The organism is Nocardioides islandensis, assembly GCF_015352455.1.
GTDB classification, from domain to species: Bacteria; Actinomycetota; Actinomycetes; order Propionibacteriales; family Nocardioidaceae; genus Nocardioides; species Nocardioides islandensis.
The window spans coordinates 411,821-429,601 of record NZ_JADKPN010000001.1 but is presented as its reverse complement, the minus strand read 5'-3'; the positions used below and the strand labels follow the sequence as shown (position 1 = coordinate 429,601).

General features: G+C 73.0%; 16 protein-coding genes. 10 read left to right on the top strand and 6 right to left on the bottom strand.

Annotation, left to right across the window (positions count from 1 at the left end; all coding sequences use genetic code 11):
• Positions 1 to 4 precede the first annotated feature (4 nt).
• Genes ISU07_RS02045 through ISU07_RS02035 form a run of 3 tightly spaced genes read left to right on the top strand, consistent with a single transcriptional unit; the run spans position 5 to position 3,624 of the window.
• Positions 5 to 1,096 carry a sulfotransferase family protein gene (locus tag ISU07_RS02045; RefSeq protein WP_194705077.1) on the top strand — a complete coding sequence of 364 codons (1,092 nt, stop codon included), beginning with the start codon at positions 5 to 7 and terminating at the stop codon, positions 1,094 to 1,096.
• A gap of 4 nt (positions 1,097 to 1,100) precedes the next feature.
• Positions 1,101 to 2,030 carry a hypothetical protein gene (locus ISU07_RS02040; protein WP_194705076.1) on the top strand — a complete coding sequence of 310 codons (930 nt, stop codon included), beginning with the start codon at positions 1,101 to 1,103 and terminating at the stop codon, positions 2,028 to 2,030.
• The gene (locus tag ISU07_RS02035; protein ID WP_194705075.1) at positions 2,023 to 3,624 is read left to right on the top strand and encodes a glycosyltransferase; all 1,602 of its coding nucleotides are present in this window, start codon (positions 2,023 to 2,025) and stop codon (positions 3,622 to 3,624) included. Before ISU07_RS02040 ends, ISU07_RS02035 begins: the two co-directional genes overlap by 8 nt.
• 109 nt (positions 3,625 to 3,733) lie before the next feature.
• On the opposite strand, the gene ISU07_RS02030 is transcribed toward ISU07_RS02035, so the two are convergent.
• The gene (locus ISU07_RS02030; RefSeq protein ID WP_194705074.1) at positions 3,734 to 5,047 is read right to left on the bottom strand and encodes a UDP-glucose dehydrogenase family protein; all 1,314 of its coding nucleotides are present in this window, start codon (positions 5,045 to 5,047) and stop codon (positions 3,734 to 3,736) included.
• Positions 5,048 to 5,056: 9 nt separating this feature from the next.
• Positions 5,057 to 6,199, bottom strand: a complete 1,143-nt coding sequence (locus tag ISU07_RS02025) for a MalY/PatB family protein (RefSeq protein ID WP_194705073.1) — start codon at positions 6,197 to 6,199, stop codon at positions 5,057 to 5,059.
• Positions 6,200 to 6,329: 130 nt separating this feature from the next.
• On the opposite strand from ISU07_RS02025, the gene ISU07_RS02020 reads away from it, so the two are divergent.
• Complete coding sequence (locus ISU07_RS02020; protein WP_194705072.1) at positions 6,330 to 7,226, top strand: hypothetical protein; 897 nt, start codon at positions 6,330 to 6,332, stop codon at positions 7,224 to 7,226.
• Between the two features lie 135 nt (positions 7,227 to 7,361).
• On the opposite strand, the gene ISU07_RS02015 is transcribed toward ISU07_RS02020, so the two are convergent.
• Positions 7,362 to 8,165 carry an alpha/beta hydrolase gene (locus ISU07_RS02015; protein WP_323742371.1) on the bottom strand — a complete coding sequence of 268 codons (804 nt, stop codon included), beginning with the start codon at positions 8,163 to 8,165 and terminating at the stop codon, positions 7,362 to 7,364.
• Positions 8,166 to 8,198: 33 nt separating this feature from the next.
• On the bottom strand, positions 8,199 to 10,223 hold the full coding sequence (locus tag ISU07_RS02010; RefSeq protein WP_323742370.1) for an NADPH-dependent 2,4-dienoyl-CoA reductase: 2,025 nt from the start codon (positions 10,221 to 10,223) through the stop codon (positions 8,199 to 8,201).
• A gap of 93 nt (positions 10,224 to 10,316) precedes the next feature.
• Between ISU07_RS02010 and ISU07_RS02005 the strand changes: the two genes are divergently transcribed.
• From ISU07_RS02005 to ISU07_RS01980, 6 genes are read left to right on the top strand one after another with little or no spacing between them, the layout of a single operon-like run.
• Positions 10,317 to 10,778 (top strand): DUF4396 domain-containing protein, encoded by a 462-nt coding sequence (locus ISU07_RS02005; RefSeq protein ID WP_194705069.1) that lies wholly within the window; start codon positions 10,317 to 10,319, stop codon positions 10,776 to 10,778.
• 35 nt (positions 10,779 to 10,813) lie between these two features.
• On the top strand, positions 10,814 to 11,713 hold the full coding sequence (locus ISU07_RS02000; RefSeq protein ID WP_194705068.1) for an ABC transporter substrate-binding protein: 900 nt from the start codon (positions 10,814 to 10,816) through the stop codon (positions 11,711 to 11,713).
• Positions 11,714 to 11,716: 3 nt separating this feature from the next.
• A complete protein-coding gene (locus ISU07_RS01995) occupies positions 11,717 to 12,577 on the top strand; it encodes an amino acid ABC transporter permease (protein ID WP_194705067.1) in 861 nt (286 codons plus the stop codon).
• A complete protein-coding gene (locus ISU07_RS01990) occupies positions 12,574 to 13,311 on the top strand; it encodes an amino acid ABC transporter ATP-binding protein (protein WP_194705066.1) in 738 nt (245 codons plus the stop codon). Before ISU07_RS01995 ends, ISU07_RS01990 begins: the two co-directional genes overlap by 4 nt.
• Positions 13,308 to 14,465 carry a CaiB/BaiF CoA transferase family protein gene (locus ISU07_RS01985; RefSeq protein ID WP_194705065.1) on the top strand — a complete coding sequence of 386 codons (1,158 nt, stop codon included), beginning with the start codon at positions 13,308 to 13,310 and terminating at the stop codon, positions 14,463 to 14,465. The genes ISU07_RS01990 and ISU07_RS01985 overlap by 4 nt, the downstream gene beginning before the upstream one ends.
• A 47-nt stretch (positions 14,466 to 14,512) precedes the next feature.
• Complete coding sequence (locus tag ISU07_RS01980) at positions 14,513 to 14,707, top strand: CsbD family protein (protein ID WP_194705064.1); 195 nt, start codon at positions 14,513 to 14,515, stop codon at positions 14,705 to 14,707.
• 62 nt (positions 14,708 to 14,769) lie between these two features.
• Here ISU07_RS01980 and ISU07_RS01975 read toward each other — a convergent pair whose 3' ends face one another.
• Positions 14,770 to 15,291: a hypothetical protein gene (locus ISU07_RS01975; protein ID WP_194705063.1), complete on the bottom strand. Its 522-nt coding sequence runs from the start codon at positions 15,289 to 15,291 to the stop codon at positions 14,770 to 14,772.
• Between the two features lie 106 nt (positions 15,292 to 15,397).
• Positions 15,398 to 17,743 (bottom strand): outer membrane protein assembly factor BamB family protein, encoded by a 2,346-nt coding sequence (locus tag ISU07_RS01970; RefSeq protein WP_194705062.1) that lies wholly within the window; start codon positions 17,741 to 17,743, stop codon positions 15,398 to 15,400.
• Positions 17,744 to 17,781: the final 38 nt, after the last annotated feature.

Below are 17,781 nucleotides of genomic sequence, written 5' to 3'. Positions count from 1 at the left end.
GGCCATGGACCCGGCAAAGGACGGAGCCACCGACCCCGCGCCGGAGCCCGGCGTGCTCGCCGTCCCGCCCAAGCGCCGCGTCGTGTTCGTCGTCGGCTCGGGTCGCAGCGGCACCTCGACGATGTCCGGGGCGCTGCAGACGCTGGGGATGCACGTGCCGCAGCCCGAGGTGGTCGCCGACGAGACGAACCCCAAGGGCTTCGGCGAGCCGCAGTGGGTCGTCGACCTGCACACCGAGCTGCTCCAGCGCTGCAACGTCGCGGTCTCCGACGCCCGCCCGGCCGCCTGGTTCGAGGCCGGCAAGCTGGCCAACCTCGAACGGCTGCGCACGCGGCTGCACACCTGGCTCGAGGAGCAGTTCGCCGAGGCGCCGGAGCTGGTGGTCAAGGACCCGCGGCTGGCGTGGTTCCTCGGGCTCTGGCGGTCCGCGGCGCTGCGGTGCGAGGCCACCCCGGCGTACGTCACGATGCTCCGCCCGGTGACCGAGGTGGTCGGCAGCAAGCAGCGCTACTACTCCACCCGCTTCGGCGAGACCGACCGCACGGCGGCGTGGGTGAACATGATGCTGCACACCGAGCGCGCGACCCGGGGCTCGCAGCGGGCGTTCGTGCGGTACGAGGATCTGCTCACCGACTGGACGATCCCGCTGTTCGGCATCGGCCAGCGCTTCGACCTGTTCGCGGTGAAGTCCGCGTCCGCCAACGACATCCGCCGGGTGCACCAGTTCATCGACCCGGACCTCCGCCGCGTCCAGCTCACCTGGGACGACATCGACGTGCCGGCCCGCCTGCGCGACATCGCCGAGGAGACCTGGGCCGCCCTCGACAAGCTGGCCGACGACGGCGGCGACCGGCCCGACGTGCACGCCAGGCTCGACGAGATGCGGGCGGCGTACGCCTCCTTCTACGAGGAGGCCGAGGCGATCGCGTCGTCGAGCTCCCTGGCCGCGCGCCGCGAGGGGTACGCCGACGGCGCGGCCGGCCGCCCGCCGCTCGGAGAGGGGCGGGGAGCGGACCTGATCCCGCACGGCCTGCGCGCGCTGGTGCCGGCGTCCGCGCGACGCGGCATCCGCAGGGCCATCGGCCGGGAGCGCTGACCCCTTGGCGCGCCCCGACATCCCTTGCCTGGAGGGATATCCCGAGTACGACGTCCGCTGGGCGTGGCACGACGGGCCGCTGACCCCCGGGCTCACGTGCGTGTTCCGGGTGAAGAACGAGGCCCGCAACCTGCCCTGGGTGCTGCCCCCGATGTTCGAGGCGGTGCAGCACGTGGTGCTCGTCGACAACGAGTCCGACGACGGCACCGCCGAGGTGGCCCGTGAGGTCGCGGCCTCGGTCGGAGCGAGCGACCGGTTCACGCTGGCGACGTACCCGTTCCGCGTCAGCCGGGCCGGCACGGAGCACCTCACGACCCCGCCGAAGTCCGTGCACTCCCTGACGCACTTCTACAACTGGTCGTTCGCGCACGTGCGGACGACCTACTCCATGAAGTGGGACGGCGACATGGTGCTGACCCGCGAGGGCGTCGCGTACCTCGCGGACCTCTCCTGGCAGCTGGAGGACTCCGGCGCGGTCGTCGCCATCCCGCGGCACCCGCTGTCCATCGTCAGCGACTCCGAGGCGTGGCTGGACCTCGGCTACAAGTTCCTCGAACCGTGGGTCTACCCGATGGGGCCGGAGTTCACGTTCGTGAAGGCCTTCGAGTGGGAGGTGCGGGAGTTCCCCGACAGCTCCGAGCGGATCGTGGCGCCGGAGGGGTTGTGCGTGGAGCTGAAGTGGCTGGACGCGGACGAGTTCGCGCACTGGAGCACGGCCGGCGACTTCGACCGCGCGAGGGCGCCGCGCAAGGCGCGTGAGTGGGACGTGTACACCGCGATCGCGGCCGGCCGCGCCGAGGAGGTGCCGGGCCTGGTGCGCATCGAGGCACCGTCCGGGGTGCACGTGATCGACCACGTCGCGAACTCCTGGCTGCCGCGGGCCGAGCGGCCGTTGGTCCGCCGGCTGCCGTCGTGGGCTCCCGTCGATGTCTGACCCGTCGTCGTACCCGGACGCCGTCCGGTCGTTCCTGGACCAGCCGGGCGACCACCTGGTGCTGACGTCCGCCTCGGGTGTGGGTGACTCGGGCAAGTACCAGCGGGTGCTGGTCGTGGTCGCCGACCGGGCGGCGCTGCGGGCGGTGGTCCTCCCGCACGCCGTCCGGACGCCGGCCGTCGCGGTCTGGATCGCGGACCTGGACGCCGCCCCCGGCCTGGTGGCGCGGCCGGAGTGGCCGGCGATGAAGGCGTTCCGGTCACAGCCGGTGGGCGACGGGTACCTCGTCGTGGCCCGGTTCGAGCAGGGGGTCCGCGTCGCCAACGTCGTGCGCGAGCTGGGGCGGCTCTCGGTGTGGCCGGCCGTCGGGAGCGCCGCCGGGCTGGTCGTCGACGACGGGTCCGGCCCCGTCGTGTCGGTCGCCGAGCGCGACGTCCCTCCCGACGTCGTGCTCGCCGCGGACGGACCCCTCGCCGAGCACCACGTGACCGGCCGGGTGCCGATCCGGGTGGGTCGGGACCTCGTCGGCCCGTACGACGAGCGGGTCTACAACCCCATCGGCTTCGAGGCGGTGACGGACGGCCCGGTCGTCGAGCTCGCCTCGCTGCGCGGGGAGCGTGTCACCGAGGCGGTGGTGCGCTCGCTGCGACCCGCGGCCGGTGTGACGGGTCGCATCGAGGAGCCGGGGGACGCGGCGCGGGCGGCGGTCCTCTCGATGGCCGGCGTCCCGGTCGTGCTGGACGACTCCGAGGTACGGGTGGACCTCGCCGACCCGCTGGCGCGCGAGGAGCACTCGGTCCGGCAGCGCCGCATCGCGCACGCGACGTGGTCGACGGCTTCCTGGCGACGGCGGACCGCCGCGCGGATCGGCGTACGGGTCGCGGCCGAGCCCTCGGTGAGCGTCGTCCTGGCCACCCGGCGTCCGGAGATGCTCGCGTTCGCGCTGCGGCAGGTACGCCGGCAGCGTGGCGTCGACCTGCAGCTGGTGCTGGCCGCGCACGGCTTCGAGCCCGACCCGGACGTCGTGCGCGCGCACGGGCCCGAGCAGGTCGTGGTGCGACCCCAGGACTCCTCGGTGCTGTTCGGCGACGTGCTGAACGCCGGCGTCCGGGCCGCCGACGGGGACCTGGTGCTGAAGATGGACGACGACGACTGGTACGGCCGCGACTTCGTCGCCGACCTGCTCCTGGCCCGCTCCTACTCCGGCGCCGAGATGGTCGGCGCCCCGGCGGAGTTCCACTACCTGGTCGAGAAGGACGTCACCGTCAGGCGCGGGCACAAGGCCGAGCTGTACGCGCCGTTCGTCGCCGGCGGCACGATGATGGTCGAGCGCGGCCTGCTCCGGTCCGTCGGCGGCTTCCGGTCGGTACGCCGCTTCGTCGACGCCCAGCTCATCGCGGCCGTGCAGCGCGCCGGCGCCGCGACGTACCGCACCCACGGCCTCGGCTACCTGCTCCGCCGCAACGCCTCTGGTCACACCTGGCAGGTCGACGACGACTACCTGCTGGACCCGTCACGCGTCGCCGAGATCCGGCCCGGCTTCTCCCCCAGCCGCCTGCTCGAGGTCGACGACGACGATCGCCCCCGCCCGTGAATGGTGGTCGAGCCGGGCGAGCGCCAGCGAGCCCGTGTCGAGACCCGGTGACCAGGGTCTCGACACGCTCGGCCGTGGCCGGCCTCACGGCGCGACCACCATGGGCGGGTCAGTGGCGGCCGAGGCCCCGGGCGGTCCAGCCGGCGGCGCGCCAGGCGTTGAGGTCGAGGATGTTGCGGCCGTCGAGGAGCTGCTTGCGGGCGACGACGGCGGAGACGGCGTCGATGTCGACCTCGCGGAACACCGGCCACTCGGTCATGTGCAGGACGAGGTCGGCGTCGCGGCAGGCCTCGACCGGGTCGTCGGCGTAGCCCATCGTCGGGAACATCTCGACGGCGGTCGCGCCCGCCTTGGGGTCGTGGATGGTGACCTTCGCGCCGCGCAGGTGCAGCTGGCCGGCGATCGTCAGGGCGGGTGAGTCGCGGACGTCGTCGGTGCCGGGCTTGAACGCCGCGCCCCACACCGCGATGCGGGCGCCGAGCAGGCGGCCGCCGATCATCGCCTTGGCGATCTGGAGGGCGCGGTCGCGCTGGTGCTGGTTGATGGCGTCGACCTGGCCGAGCAGGGTCATCAGGTGGTCGACGCCGAGCTCGCCGGCGCGGTGCTGGAACGCGCGGAGGTCCTTCGGCAGGCAGCCGCCGCCGAACCCGACGCCGGAGCCGAGCATCTTGCGACCGATGCGGTCGTCGTAGCCGATCGCGTCGGCCAGGGCGACGACGTCGGCCCCCGCGGCCTCGCACACCTCGGCGACCGCGTTGATGAAGGAGATCTTGGTGGCCAGGAACGAGTTGGCGGTGACCTTCACCAGCTCGGCCGTCGCGTAGTCCGTCACGACGACGGGCATGCCGTGGTCGATCACCGGGGCGAAGAACTCGCGGAGCCGCTTCTCGGTGGTCTCCGAGCGCACGCCGAAGACGATGCGGTCCGGGCGGAGGGTGTCGTCGACGGCGTGGGCCTCGCGCAGGAACTCGGGGTTCCAGGCCAGGTCCGACTCCACCCCCTCAGGGGTCAGGAAGTCGAGGATGTCGGCCATCCGCTCCGCGGTGCCGACCGGGACGGTCGACTTGCCGACCAGGATCGCCGAGCCGGTGAGGTGCGGGGCGAGGTGCGTCACGGCGTACTCGACCTGGCTGGTGTCCGCGCCCAGGCCGTCGCGCGCCTGAGGGGTGCCGAGGCACAGGAAGTGGATCTCGCCGAACTGCCCGGCCTCCTCGTAGGAGTCGGTGAACCGCAGCCGGCCGGACTCCACGTGCCGGGCCAGCATCTCCGAGAGCCCCGGCTCGTAGACCGGAGCGATCCCCTGGCGGAGCAGCTCCAGCTTCGCCGGGTCGACCTCCAGGCCCAGCACGTCGTACCCGAGCTCGGCCATGCACGCGGCATGGGTGGTCCCGAGGTAGCCGCACCCGATGGTCGTCGTTCTCACGGACCCAGCCTAAGGAGTGGGCGCCTGGATGCTCGCAGCGAGGCGGTCCACGATGGTGGTGAGCCGCTCGGGTGACGTGGCGAGGTTCAGCCGCGCGTGCCCGGGGAGGCCGGGCTGGAAGCTCTGGCCGGGTGCGAGGCGGAGCCCCAGCGCGAGCGCCGGCCCGGCGAGGTCGTCCACGCCGTAGGCACGCAGGTCGATCCACGGCAGGTACGTCGCCTCGAGCGGCCGCATCCGCGCCTGCGGCAGGCGCTCGGCGAGCAGCTTGCCCAGCAGGGTCCGCTGCTGGTCGAGCCGGTCCACGAGGTCGGCGACCCACGGGTCGCCGTCGGTGTAGGCCGCGACGGCCGCCAGCATCCCGAGCGGCGAGTACAGGTTGTTCATCGGCAGCGGCACGGTCCGCAGCCGTTCCTGCTCGGCCGGGTCCAGCACGACCACCAGCGCCGCATGCAGCCCCGGGGTGTTGAAGGCCTTCGAGGGGCTGGTGACGAGGACGGCGGTGGGGTCGACCGAGAGGTACGGCGTGAACGTGGCACCCGGGAGGACGAGCGGCGCGTGGATCTCGTCGACGACGACGCGCACGCCGTACCGGGCGGTCAGGTCGCGCACCGACTCGAGCTCCGGCCGGGTCCACACGCGGCCGAGCGGGTTGTGCGGGCTGCAGAGGACCAGCGTCCGGGCGCCGCCGGCGAACGCACCCTCCAGGCCCTCGAGGTCGAGGCCGGCCGTGGCGGCGTCGGGGTCGGTGAGGACCGGCACCAGCTCACGGCCGGCCACCGCGACGACCTCGCGGAACGGCGGGTAGCACGGCAACGGCACCACGACCGGGCCCGGCGGGCAGAGCACGTCCAGGGCCAGGTGGATGCCCCCGATCACGTCGCCGGTGACGACGGTCGCCTTCTCCGGCGGCGACCAGCCCCAGTGCCGGCCGGCGAACGCCGAGAACGCCGCGCCGAGGCCGAGGTCGTCGTTCGGCGGGTACCCGGTGACGCCGCGGCGTACGGCGTCGACCAGGACGTCGCGGACGACCGGCGCGGGGGCGAAGTCCATCTCGGCGACGTACGCCGGGATCACGCCCGGTGCGACCGAGCCCCACTTCTGCGGCAGCGCGGCGCGCGCCTCGTCGTCGCTGAGGTCGCGGATCAGGCTCACCCGGGCACGCTACTGGCAGGCCACGGGCGCGGCCTCCGGGGCGAACCGAAGGCGGCCCGGGAGCGTCTCTATGAGAGACTGGCGGGCGATCGATCGGCCTTGAATGCGAACTCAGGAGGTGCTCGGACACATGAGTGTCCAGCCACACCGCGCCACCGCCGACCCCGCTCCGGACACGGACCGGGGCACGCTGCCCATCACGTTCGCGCTGGTCGGCGTGCAGAAGGCCGCGACGAGCACGATCGCCTTCTACCTGCTGCGCCACCGCCACGTCGCCCGCGGCGAGCGCAAGGAGCGGCACTTCTTCGACAAGGACTTCCTGGACTGGGAGAATCCCGACTACTCGGCGTACCACTCCCCGCGCCGCACGGAGCGCCAGAAGATCGCCGGCGACTACACCCCGGCGTACCTCTTCTGGCCCGGCGCCCTGCAGCGCATGCACGCCTACGACCCGGACATGAAGCTCATCGCCAGCTTCCGCGACCCCATCGAGCGGGCGTTCTCGCAGTGGCAGATGGACTACGCCCGGCACGAGGGGTTCCCGCAGTTCGCGCAGGCGATCGCGCAGGACACCTTCGACGCCGTGCCCGACCGGGTGCCGGAGGGCTGGCAGCCCGGCGACCTGCGCAAGCGCGCCCTGGTCGCGCGTGGCCTCTACGGCTCCCAGCTCGAGCGCGCCTTCGAGATCTACCCCGACCGCTCGCGCTGGCTGCTCCTCGACTTCGTCGACGTGGTGACCGACCGGGACACCCTGCTCGACACGCTGACCGACTTCCTCGAGATCGGGAAGTTCGTCGACCCGCCGGCGCCGCAGGCCAAGAACGCCAGCCCCGACGTCGACGCCCGCCCGCCGATGGCCGACGACGTGCTCCGGCTCGCCGAGCGCTTCGCGCCCGACCTGCCCCTGTTCGAGAAGCTCTCCGGCATCGACACCTCGCGCTGGGCGACGTCCCGCATCCTCGCCGGCACCCTCGACCCCGCCGAGCTGGCCGAGAAGCTGGCCAAGAAGGCCGGCCTGCTGAAGTAGCCGTCCCCGACGCCGGCCGGGGGGGGGTGGGCTCGGGGTGCCGATTTCCGCGCGATCGCGCCCGTATGACAGGTTTCGCGGCCGGAGATCTGCAGTATCCGCGCGATCGCGCGATTGCTGGCACCGACGCAGCAGTCACAGATGCGCCCCGAGGAACGCGAGCTCTTGGCCGGCCAGCCGGCGCCAGTAGGCCAGCTCGTGGTCGCCGGGCTCGATGCCGCCGGCGGGAGGTACGTCGAAGCCGGCGCGGTAGTCGCGGGTGACCGGGGCGAAGGGGTCGCCGTCCCCGCAGTCGACGCGGACCGCGACGCCGTCGAGGTCGGACTGCCGGCCCAGCACGGTGTTGGCCGCGAGGTCGGCCGCGTCGTCGAACGCGCCGGGGGCCGAGTCGGCGTACTCGTGCCACAGCGCGGGGCTCATCGCCGCCACGGCCGCGACGCGTGACGGCCCGAGGACGCCGCCGAGGTGCAGCGCGCCGTACCCGCCCATCGACCACCCCAGGAACCCGAGCCGCCCGGTGTCCAGCCCGTGGCGCGACAGCAGGGGCAGCAGCTCGTCGACCACCATCGCGGCCGGGTCGTCGCCGTCCGCTCGGGCGTGCCAGTAGGCCTCGCCGCCGTCGATGCCGGCCAGCGCGTACGGCGGGGTCCCGAGCCCGACGGCCCGGGCGAGGTACCGGTCCAGCGCGAGGTAGTCGCTGCTGAACGCCGACGCGTGGTCGTTGCCGCGACCGTGCAGCACCACGACGACGGGGAGGCCCCGCCGCCGGCCGGGTGGCCAGGCGATGGTCCAGCCGCAGCGCAGCCCTCCCCGGGCCTGCGACGTGAGCACGCCGCTCAGCCGCCGGCCCGGAGCCACCGACGGCACGTCCGGCAGCGACCCGCACGACGTGCACGCCAGGCCGACCCCAGCGAGGAGCGCGCGCCGGGTGACCTCCACGCCCGTGGGACGCACCCGACCGGGCGGGAGTTGTCAGAGGCTGGCGGCGACCCGGGTGCCCTGCTCGATGGCCCGCTTGGCGTCGAGCTCGGCCGCCACGTCGGCACCGCCGATGAGCCAGCGACCCTCGGTGTTCCCGGTCGACACCAGGTCGTCGTACAGCCCGCGCACCGACTCCTGCCCCGCGCAGAGGACGACCGTGTCGACCTCGTAGGTGACGGGTGCTCCGTCCACGGTCACGTGCAGGCCGTCGTCGTCGACGCGGTCGTACGTCACGCCGCTGACGAGCCGGACGCCGGCCTGCTTGAGCACCGCCCGGTGCGCCCAGCCGGAGGTCTTGCCGAGGGCGATCCCGATCGGGGTGCTCTTGCGCTGGAGCAGGGTCACCTCGCGCGCGGGCGTGCGCGGCTTCGGCTCGGTCAGCCCGCCGGCGTACAGCGCGGGGTCGCCGACGCCCCAGTGCGCCATCCACTCGTCGAGGCCGTCGGCCGGGTCGTGCACCAGGAAGTGCGCGACGTCCACGCCGATGCCACCGGCACCGACGACCGCGACCCGGCGTCCCGGCACGACGCGGCCGCTGAGCACGTCGGCGTACGACGCCACGCTCGGGTGGTCGATCCCCTCCAGGCCCGGGAGCCGTGGCACGACGCCGGTGGCGACGATGACGTCGTCGAACAGCGCCAGGTCGGTGACCGACGCCTCGGTCCCGAGCCGGACCGTCACGCCGAGCACCTCGAGCCTGCGCGCGTAGTAGCGCAGCGTCTCGGCGAAGTCCTCCTTGCCGGGCACGGCCATGGCCAGCCGGAACTGGCCGCCGATCGCGTCGGACCTCTCGAACAGGGTGACGGCGAAGCCGCGCTCGGCCGCGGACACCGCCGCGGCCAGGCCCGCCGGCCCGGCGCCCACGACCGCGACCCGCGCCGGGGCGGCGGGGACCGAGGGGAGCGGGAGCAGCACCAGCGACGTCTCCCGGCCGGCCCGGGGGTTGACCAAGCAGGTGGCGTGCTGGTTGGAGAACACGTGGTCCAGGCAGGCCTGGTTGCAGGCGATGCAGGTGTTGATCTCGTCGGCGCGGTCCTCGGCGGCCTTCCGGACGAAGTCGGGGTCGGCGAGCAGCGGCCGGGCCATCGACACCAGGTCAGCGCCGCAGGAGGCGATGATCTCCTCGGCCATCTCGGGGGAGTTGATCCGGTTCGACGCGCAGACGGGCACCGACACCTCGGCCTTGAGCCGTGCGGTCAGCGACCGCCAGGCGCCGGGCGGCACCTGGGTGATGATCGTCGGCACCCGCGCCTCGTGCCAGCCGATGCCGGTGTTCAGCACCGTGACACCCGCCTCCTCGAGCAGGTGCGCGAGCTCGACGACCTCCTCCCAGGTCTGGCCGTCCTCGACCAGGTCGATCAGCGAGATCCGGTAGACGATCGGGAACCCCTCGGGCACGACCTCCCGTGAGCGCCGGACGACCTCGACGGCGAACCGCATCCGGTTGCGCGCCGAGCCGCCCCAGTGGTCGGTGCGGTCGTTGGTGCGCGCGGCGAGGAACTGGTTGACCAGGTAGCCCTCGGAGCCCATGATCTCGACCCCGTCGTACCCCGCCTTCCGCGCCAGCGCCACCGACCGGGCGAACGCCGTCGCCGTGTCGTCGACCCCCTTGGTCGACAAGGCGCTCGGGCGGAACGGCGTGATGGGCGACTTCTTCGCCGACGCGCTGACGCTGAACGGGTGGTAGGCGTAGCGCCCCGCGTGCAGCACCTGCATCGCGATCGCGCCGCCCTCGGCGTGCACGGCGTCGGTCAGGTCGCGGTGCCGCATCGCCTGCAGTCGCGTCGTCATCTCCGCGGCGAAGGGCTTGAGCCAGCCCCGCTTGGTCGGCGCGTACCCGCCCGTGATGATCAGCCCGACCCCGCCGCGGGCACGCTCGGCGGCGTACGCCGTGAGCTTCGGCAGGTCCCACGGGTGGTCCTCGAGCCCGGTGTGCATCGACCCCATGACGACCCGGTTGCGCAGCGTCAGGTCGCCGAGGGTCACGGGCTCCAGCAGGTGCGGGTACCGGCTCACGCGGTCAGTCGACCCTACTCGCCGGTAACAGGCAAGGTGAGACCGCTCACGCGGCATTGATCCGATACCCCCGGGGGGTATATGGTGACGACCATGACCGCTTCCTGGAAGACCGCCGTCAGCGCGACGCTCCACTGCCTCACCGGCTGCGCCATCGGCGAGGTGCTGGGCATGGTGCTGGCCACCTGGTGGGGCTGGTCCACCGTGCCGAGCCTGGTCCTGGCGATCGTGCTGGCGTTCTTCTTCGGCTACCTGCTCACCTTCTCGTCCGTACGCCGCGCGGGCCTCGGCGTCGGCGCGGCCGTGAGCACCGCGCTGGCCGCCGACACGGTCTCGATCCTGACCATGGAGGTCGTCGACAACGCGTTCCTGGTGCTGGTGCCCGGGGCGATGGCGGCGACGCTCAGCAGCGCGCTGTTCTGGTGGACCCTGGCCGCGGCCCTCGCCATCGCCTTCGTGGTCACCGTCCCGGTCAACCACTGGATGATCGGGCGCGGCAAGGGCCACGCGGTCGTGCACGAGCTGCACGGCAGCGACCACCACGCGCATCACTGACCCGAAAGTCAGCAAGCCAGGTCTACTATGCGCGCATGCGACTGCGCCGTCTGGCTCTCGGGATGGCCCCTCTCCTGTTCCTCTCCCTCGGCTGCGCCCCCGTGGACAGCAGCACCTCGACCGGGTCCGACGAGGGGTCGCCCTCGGCGACGACGTCGGAGTCCACCGCGGCGGATCCGGCGGCCTGTGCGGCCGGCGCGGTCCGGACCCCCGGCACCCTGACGATCGGCACCGACTCCCCGGCGTACGACCCGTGGTTCGCCAAGAACGACCCGACCAACGGCGAGGGCTTCGAGTCCGCGGTCGCCTACGCGGTGGCCGAGAAGCTCGGCTTCACCGGCGACCAGGTGCAGTGGACCAAGGTGCCGTTCAACTCGTCGTACGCGCCGGGCAAGCAGGGCAAGTTCGACTTCGACATCAACCAGATCTCGATCACGGCCCAGCGGGCGCAGGTCGTGGACTTCTCCGACGGCTACTACGCCGCTGCGCAGGCCGTGGTCACCCTGAAGGGCTCGCCCGCGGACGGGGCCACCACCCTGGCGGAGCTGAAGGGCCTCAAGATCGGCGCCCAGACGGGCACGACCTCGCTGACCGCGATCCGCGACCTGATCCAGCCCGACTCCGACCCCGTGGTGTTCAAGGACACGACCGGTGCGACGCAGGCGCTCCAGCACGGCCAGGTGGACGCGATCCTCGTCGACCTGCCCACGGCCTTCTACATCGTGGCGGCGGAGCTCTCCAAGGGCACGATCGTCGGCCAGTTCCAGCCTGAGAGCGGCAAGCAGGAGGAGTTCGGGATGCTCTTCGAGAAGGGGTCCCCGCTCGTGGAGTGCGTCAACGAGGCGCTCGCCGCCCTGCGGGAGGACGGCACCCTCGACGCGATCGAGCAGCGGTGGCTCAGCCAGGTGGCGAACGTCCCCGAGCTGACCCCGTAGCGGATGCCCCCGACCGAGGCCGACTGGACGCCGAGCGCGCGCCAGGTCGAGCGGGACGCGCTGCGGCGACGGCTCCGGCTGCGGTCGGGGACCATCGCCACGGTCGCCACGGTCGTGGTGATCGGGCTGCTCGTCCTCGGGGTGACGTCCTCGCCGGGCTGGCCGCGCGTCAAGGAGTTCTTCTTCTCGTGGGAGGACGCGAAGGCGGCGTTCCCCGACGTGCTGAAGGGCTTCGGCAAGAACGTCCTGCTCTTCCTGATCGCCGAGCCGCTGATCCTGCTCCTCGGTGCCGCGGTGGCCGTGGTGCGGTCGACGACGTCGGCCGCCATGTTCCCGGTGCGGCTGCTGGCGGTCTTCTACACCGACCTCTTCCGCGGGGTGCCGACGATCCTGGTGGTCGTGCTGGCCGGCTTCGGCATCCCGGCCCTCCAGCTCCAGGGCGTCACCACCGACACGTTCTGGCTGGGCTGCGGCGCGCTGGTCCTGTCGTACGGCGCGTACGTCGCGGAGGTCTTCCGCTCCGGCATCGACTCGATCCACCCGTCGCAGGTCGCCAGCGCCGACGCGCTGGGGCTCTCGCACGGCCAGGCGATGCGCTACGTCGTCCTCCCCCAGGCGACCCGGCGGGTCGTGCCCCCGTTGCTCAACGACTTCGTGTCGCTGCAGAAGGACACCGCGCTGCTGTCGTCGATCTTCGTGTTCGACGCGCTGTTCACGGCGCAGGACTACGCGTCGTACAACTTCAACTACACCCCGATCGTCGTGGTGGCGGCGCTGTTCGTGGCGCTGACCATCCCGTTGGCCCGGTTCACCGACTGGCTGGGCCGGCGGATGATGCGGCGTGAGCGAGCGGGGGCCCGGTGACCGAGGTCCTGCGCACCGAGAACGTCCGCAAGGCCTACGGCGACAAGGTCGTGCTCCGCGACATCGACCTGGTCGTCGAGCCGCACGACGTGGTCTGCCTCATCGGGTCGTCGGGCTCCGGCAAGTCCACGCTGCTGCGCTGCCTCGACCTGCTGGAGGACATCGACGACGGCGCGATCTTCTTCGAGGGGCAGGAGATCTCCGACCCGCGGGTCGACGCGCGCGCCGTACGCCGCCGGATGGGCATCGTCTTCCAGGCCTACAACCTGTTCCCGCACCTGACCGTGCTCGACAACCTCACCCTGGCGCCGCGCAAGGCGCACGGCGTGGACCGTGCGACGGCCGAGGCCAAGTCGATGGAGCTGCTCACGGCGTTCGGGCTCGCGGACAAGGCGCGCGAGCACCCGGACCGGCTCTCCGGCGGCCAGCAGCAGCGGGTCGCGATGGCGCGGGCGATGGCGACGGACCCTGCTCTGCTCCTGCTCGACGAGATCACCGCCGCCCTCGACCCCGAGCTCACCGGCGAGGTGCTGGAGATCATCCGGCGGCTGGCGGGGGAGGGTACGACGATGGTGCTGGCCACCCACGAGATGACGTTCGCCCGCGACGTGGCGACCACCGTGTGCTTCCTGCACGACGGCGCGATCCTCGAGCAGGGACCACCCGCCCAGATCTTCGGCGACCCGCGCGAGGAGCGGACCCGGCAGTTCCTGCGGCGGGTGCTCCAGCCGTGACGGTCGAGCTGGGGCGGGGTACCGGGCCGCTGCGCGGCGTGCGCGTCGTGGAGCTCGCCGGCATCGGTCCCGGGCCGCACGCCTGCATGGCGCTGGCCGACCTCGGCGCCGACGTCATCCGCGTGGACCGGCCCGGCGGTCAGTTCGGCTCCGGTGGCGAGCACGACTTCCTGACCCGGGGGAGGCCGAGCGTCGCCCTCGACCTCAAGCACCCCGAGGCCGTCGCCACGGTCCTCACGCTGGTGGAGTCGGCCGACGTGCTCGTCGAGGGGCTGCGGCCCGGCGTCACCGAGCGGCTCGGCCTCGGGCCGGACGCGTGCCTGGCCCGCAACCCGCGCTTGGTCTACGGGCGGATGACCGGCTGGGGGCAGACCGGGCCGCTGGCGCAGACGGCCGGCCACGACCTCACGTACCTGGCGGTCGGCGGCTCGCTGTACGGCTGGGGCCAGGACCCGGCCCGCCCGCACTTCCCGGCCAACGTCGTCGGCGACTTCGGCGGCGGCTCGACGTACCTGGTCGTCGGCGTCCTGGCCGCCCTGCTGGAGGCCCGTACCTCGGGGCAGGGCCAGGTCGTGGACGCGGCCATCGTCGAGGGGGTCGCGCACCTCAACGCCATGTACGCCGCGCACCTCGCGGGCGGCCTCGCCCAGGACCGCCGCGACGTGAACCTGCTCGGCGGCGGCGCGCCGTACTACGACGTGTACGAGACCGCCGACGGCCGCCACCTCGCCATCGGCGCCCTGGAGCCCCAGTTCTACGAGGCGCTCGTCGACGGGCTGGGCATCCGCGAGACGGCGCCGGACCGCAACGACGTCGCGGCCTGGCCGGCGCTGCGCGAGCTCATCGCCGAGACCGTGCGTGGCCGCCCGCTCGCAGAGTGGGCCGAGGTCTTCGACGGCACCGACGCGTGTGCGGCACCCGTGCTGACGATGGCCGAGGCGGCCGAGCACCCGCACCTCGTCGAGCGGGCGGTGTACGCCGACCGCGGGATCGGCCAGGAACCGTCCCCGGCCCCGCGGTTCTCACGTACCTCGCCCACGCTCGGTACGCCGCCGCCCGGTGGCCCCGGCCAGCACACCCGCGAGGCTCTCACGGCCTGGGGCATCGAGGACGTCGAGTCCCTGATCGCCTCCGGCGCCGCCGTCCAGGTCTAACCCGAGAGGGTGGGGTGCCTCACCCCGCCTGGTGCGAAGGTGGCGGCATGGGAATCGACGACAAGATCGAGAACAAGGCCGAAGAGGCCAAGGGCAAGGTCAAGGAGACGGTCGGTGACGCCACCGACAACGAGAGCCTCGAGGCCGAGGGCCGCGGCGACCAGGCCGAGGCCAACGCCAAGCAGGCCGGCGAGCACGTCAAGGACGCGGTCGACGACGTGAAGGACGCCTTCAAGAAGTAGTCACCGACGCGAACGAACCCGGGGGGATCTCCCCGGGCTCGTTCGCGTGGCACGCGGAGCAGTCATGGCCCCTCGAGACCGAAGAGGCTGCAGACGGCGCCGGGTCCGGCGACCCACTCGTCGATGGCGGCCCCGGCGCTCTCCATGAGCAGGCCGGTCTCCAGGTCGATGACCTGCATGCCGGCCGCGTGCAGCACGACGCCGGCGTGCGGCAGGGTGACCGTGCGGTAGTTGCCACGGCCGAAGAGCGTGCCCGCCACGAAGTCGAAGGTGACGATACGGGTGCCCTGGAAGACGTACTGCTCACCGGTGGACAGGTTCTCGAAGATGCCGGTGAAGTTCACGTTGCGGGACTCCTGGAGCAGGGTGCCGTCGTCGTCGTAGGTGTCGTGGATGTTGCGGACGATGTCGAACCCGAGCCCGATCTCGCTGCCGTCGGCACAGGTGGCGACGACCGCGTCGGCCGGTGCGAAGTGGACCTCCGACCGGGTGTTGGTGACCGAGGCTGAGGCGCTGCCGGCGACCAGGGTGGCGGCCGCGACGGTGCCGGTCACGAGGAGGGTGCGAGCAAGAGTGCTGAACATGTGCGAAGCCTTTCGAGTCCTGCAGCGGCCCGGTGCCGCGCGGCTCTGACGCTGGTGCACCGCGGTCGCGTGTCAGTCGCACGCCGGCCGCGCGTCGGTCGCAGGCTCACGGGCACGTGGGTGCGACCGGCTCGCCGGGGAGGATCACCGCGGACTCCTCGCGTGTGAACCGGGTGTTGGCCGCCCGGCAGGCGGCAGCGACCCAGCTCTCGGGGTCGGTGCTGATCTCGCGGGGCGCGCCGGACTCCGTGTACATCGCCAGCCGCGTTCCCCGGAACGCGAGGAGGCCCCAGCCGAGGTGGTCGACGACCGGTCGGCCGTACGGACGCCAGGTGGCGGTGTCGAACAACGTGGTGTCTCCGTCGGTCCCCATCACGGCGAGCACCTCGGAGTCCGGGCCGAAGGCGAGATCGAGGACGAAGCCGGCCGTCACGACCCGTTCGGGCGCGACCGGCACGAGCGTGGTGGAGTCGAGGAAGTAGAGGCGACCCGACAGCGAGCCCAGCACCAGCGTCGACCCGTCGGCCGTCCACACCACCCGGCGCAGTCCATCGGCGTCGTCGAGCACGGTGGTCGCCAGGGTCTCCCCGGTCGTCGCGTCGGCCACGACCGCCTGCTCCCCGCGGAGCACGACGACCCGGTCCCCGTCGGGTGCGAACTCCCCGAGGGAGCGGCCTGCCTCCGGGTACGCCGGCCCGCCGGCCGTGCGGGTCCACTCCTCACGCCCGGTGGCGGCGTCGTACACGCCGTAGCCGCGGACGCCGACCACGAGCAGCCGCTCGTGGTCGGCGTCGAGCATCGCTCCGGAGGGGAGCCACGGCACCCGGACCACCCGGGCGATGCGGCCGGTGTCGGTGGCCCAGAGCACGACGCGTCCGTGGTCCTCCACCAGGCCCGAGAAGTCCGGACGGAACTCCTCGATCGCGCCGCTGGCGAGAACGCCGTCACCGGACAGGCTCACCGCTCCGACCTGGCAGGTGCACTGCGGCACAGGCAGGTCGTCGAACAGGTCACGGCCCGAGGCCAGGTCGACCAGTCGCGCCGGGTTGGGCCGGTCGTCGTACTGCGGGGTGTAGACCGCGAGCCTGCCCGAGTCGTCGGCGTCCCCGACGCCGAGCGTGGACCGGCCCGCCAGCGTGCGCAGCAAGGCGCTGCGACCGACGAGGTCGAGTGCGACCGCGGTGCCGTCCCGGCCGGCGACCCAGAGGAGGTCGCCGTCGCTGCCGGCGGTCCCCGAGCCCATGAGGACGCCCGAGCCGGCGGTGATCGTCCGGAGCAGGCTCATGTCCCGGGCGTCGCGAAGCTCGAGGACCTCGTCGCGCAGCACCGCGATCTCGTGGGTGTGCGGGACCCAGCGCACCTCGAGCGCCTCGCCCGGAACATCGACCGCCGGGGCCACCGGCTGCCAGGTGGCCGTCCGGCGGAGCTGCAGCGACGACGTCGTCGTCCCGTCGTGCGTCTGCACCGTCCGCGTGACGACGGTGCGGTGGTCCGGGCTGACGCCGCCCACCGTGCCGGGCCGGTGCCGGCGGTCACCGGTCAGGACGTCGACGACGTCGGTGCTGCCGTCGAACCGCGACACGGCGACCGTCGTCGCGCCCAGGGCCACGGTGAAGGGCAGGTGGTCGCCGAGGTCGACCGCGCGCAGCACCGCCCCGGTGCCCGGGCGGACCACATAGCCGAGTCGTCCCGTGCCGACGAGGACCTCGGCCGCGCCGACCTGCGGGGCGAAGTCGTCGACACCGCCGTCGGCTCGCGCGTCGACGTCACGGAGGTCGGCCCAGGTGACCGAGCGCTGCTCCGCACCCGACGACGTGTCCAGGACGACCATCGCCGGTGTGCTGTCCGCATCAGGGGTCGTCAAGACGGGCGCCGCCACCCACCGGCCCCCGGGGTCGACCACCGGCCGGCCCCACTGCGCGCTGCCCGGTGAGGTGGCGTGCCAGCGCTCGGCACCGGTTTCGGCGTCGACGGCGTACAGCCTGTCGCCGTTGTCGGTCAGGAACACGGTCCGGCCGTCGGGGCTCGTCGCGATGCGCAGGAAGCGCACGGGCACCCGGAACCGCGTGACGACCTCGGGCGTCCGCGTCAGCAGGGTGAGCAGGGCGCCGTACGTCTCCGGGCTCTGCTCCCGCCGGACCGCCTCGACGGCCATCAGCAACCCCAGCTCCGGCCGGTCGGCGTTGAGCGCATCGGCGGCGAGCCGGCGGGCGTCAGCCGCGACGGCGGCCCGATGCGCATCCTGCGCCGACCGCTCGGCGCGGCCGCGCGCCAGGAACGCCAGCAGCCCGGCCGTGACCGCGAGCACCAGGAACACGACGGCCACCACGAGCAGCCACCGGAGCCGGCGGTTCTGCCGTGCGGTGGCGGCGGCCCGGGCACGGACCTCGCGCTCGGTGGCCTCGACCGCCTCGTGGCTCGCACCGAGGAATGCCCGTTCCGTCGCGGTCACCTCGTCGGGCCGGGTGTCCGCGACCTCCTGCGCGGAGA

Excerpts from the sequence above, each read along its gene's own strand:
- ISU07_RS02045 (WP_194705077.1), top strand. The coding sequence starts at position 5 with ATGGACCCGGCAAAGGACGGAGCCACCGACCCCGCGCCGGAGCCCGGC.
- ISU07_RS02035 (WP_194705075.1), top strand. The coding sequence starts at position 2,023 with ATGTCTGACCCGTCGTCGTACCCGGACGCCGTCCGGTCGTTCCTGGAC.
- ISU07_RS02020 (WP_194705072.1), top strand. The coding sequence starts at position 6,330 with ATGAGTGTCCAGCCACACCGCGCCACCGCCGACCCCGCTCCGGACACG.
- ISU07_RS02005 (WP_194705069.1), top strand. The coding sequence starts at position 10,317 with ATGACCGCTTCCTGGAAGACCGCCGTCAGCGCGACGCTCCACTGCCTC.
- ISU07_RS02000 (WP_194705068.1), top strand. The coding sequence starts at position 10,814 with ATGCGACTGCGCCGTCTGGCTCTCGGGATGGCCCCTCTCCTGTTCCTC.
- ISU07_RS01995 (WP_194705067.1), top strand. The coding sequence starts at position 11,717 with ATGCCCCCGACCGAGGCCGACTGGACGCCGAGCGCGCGCCAGGTCGAG.
- ISU07_RS01980 (WP_194705064.1), top strand. The coding sequence starts at position 14,513 with ATGGGAATCGACGACAAGATCGAGAACAAGGCCGAAGAGGCCAAGGGC.
- ISU07_RS01975 (WP_194705063.1), bottom strand. The coding sequence starts at position 15,291 with ATGTTCAGCACTCTTGCTCGCACCCTCCTCGTGACCGGCACCGTCGCG.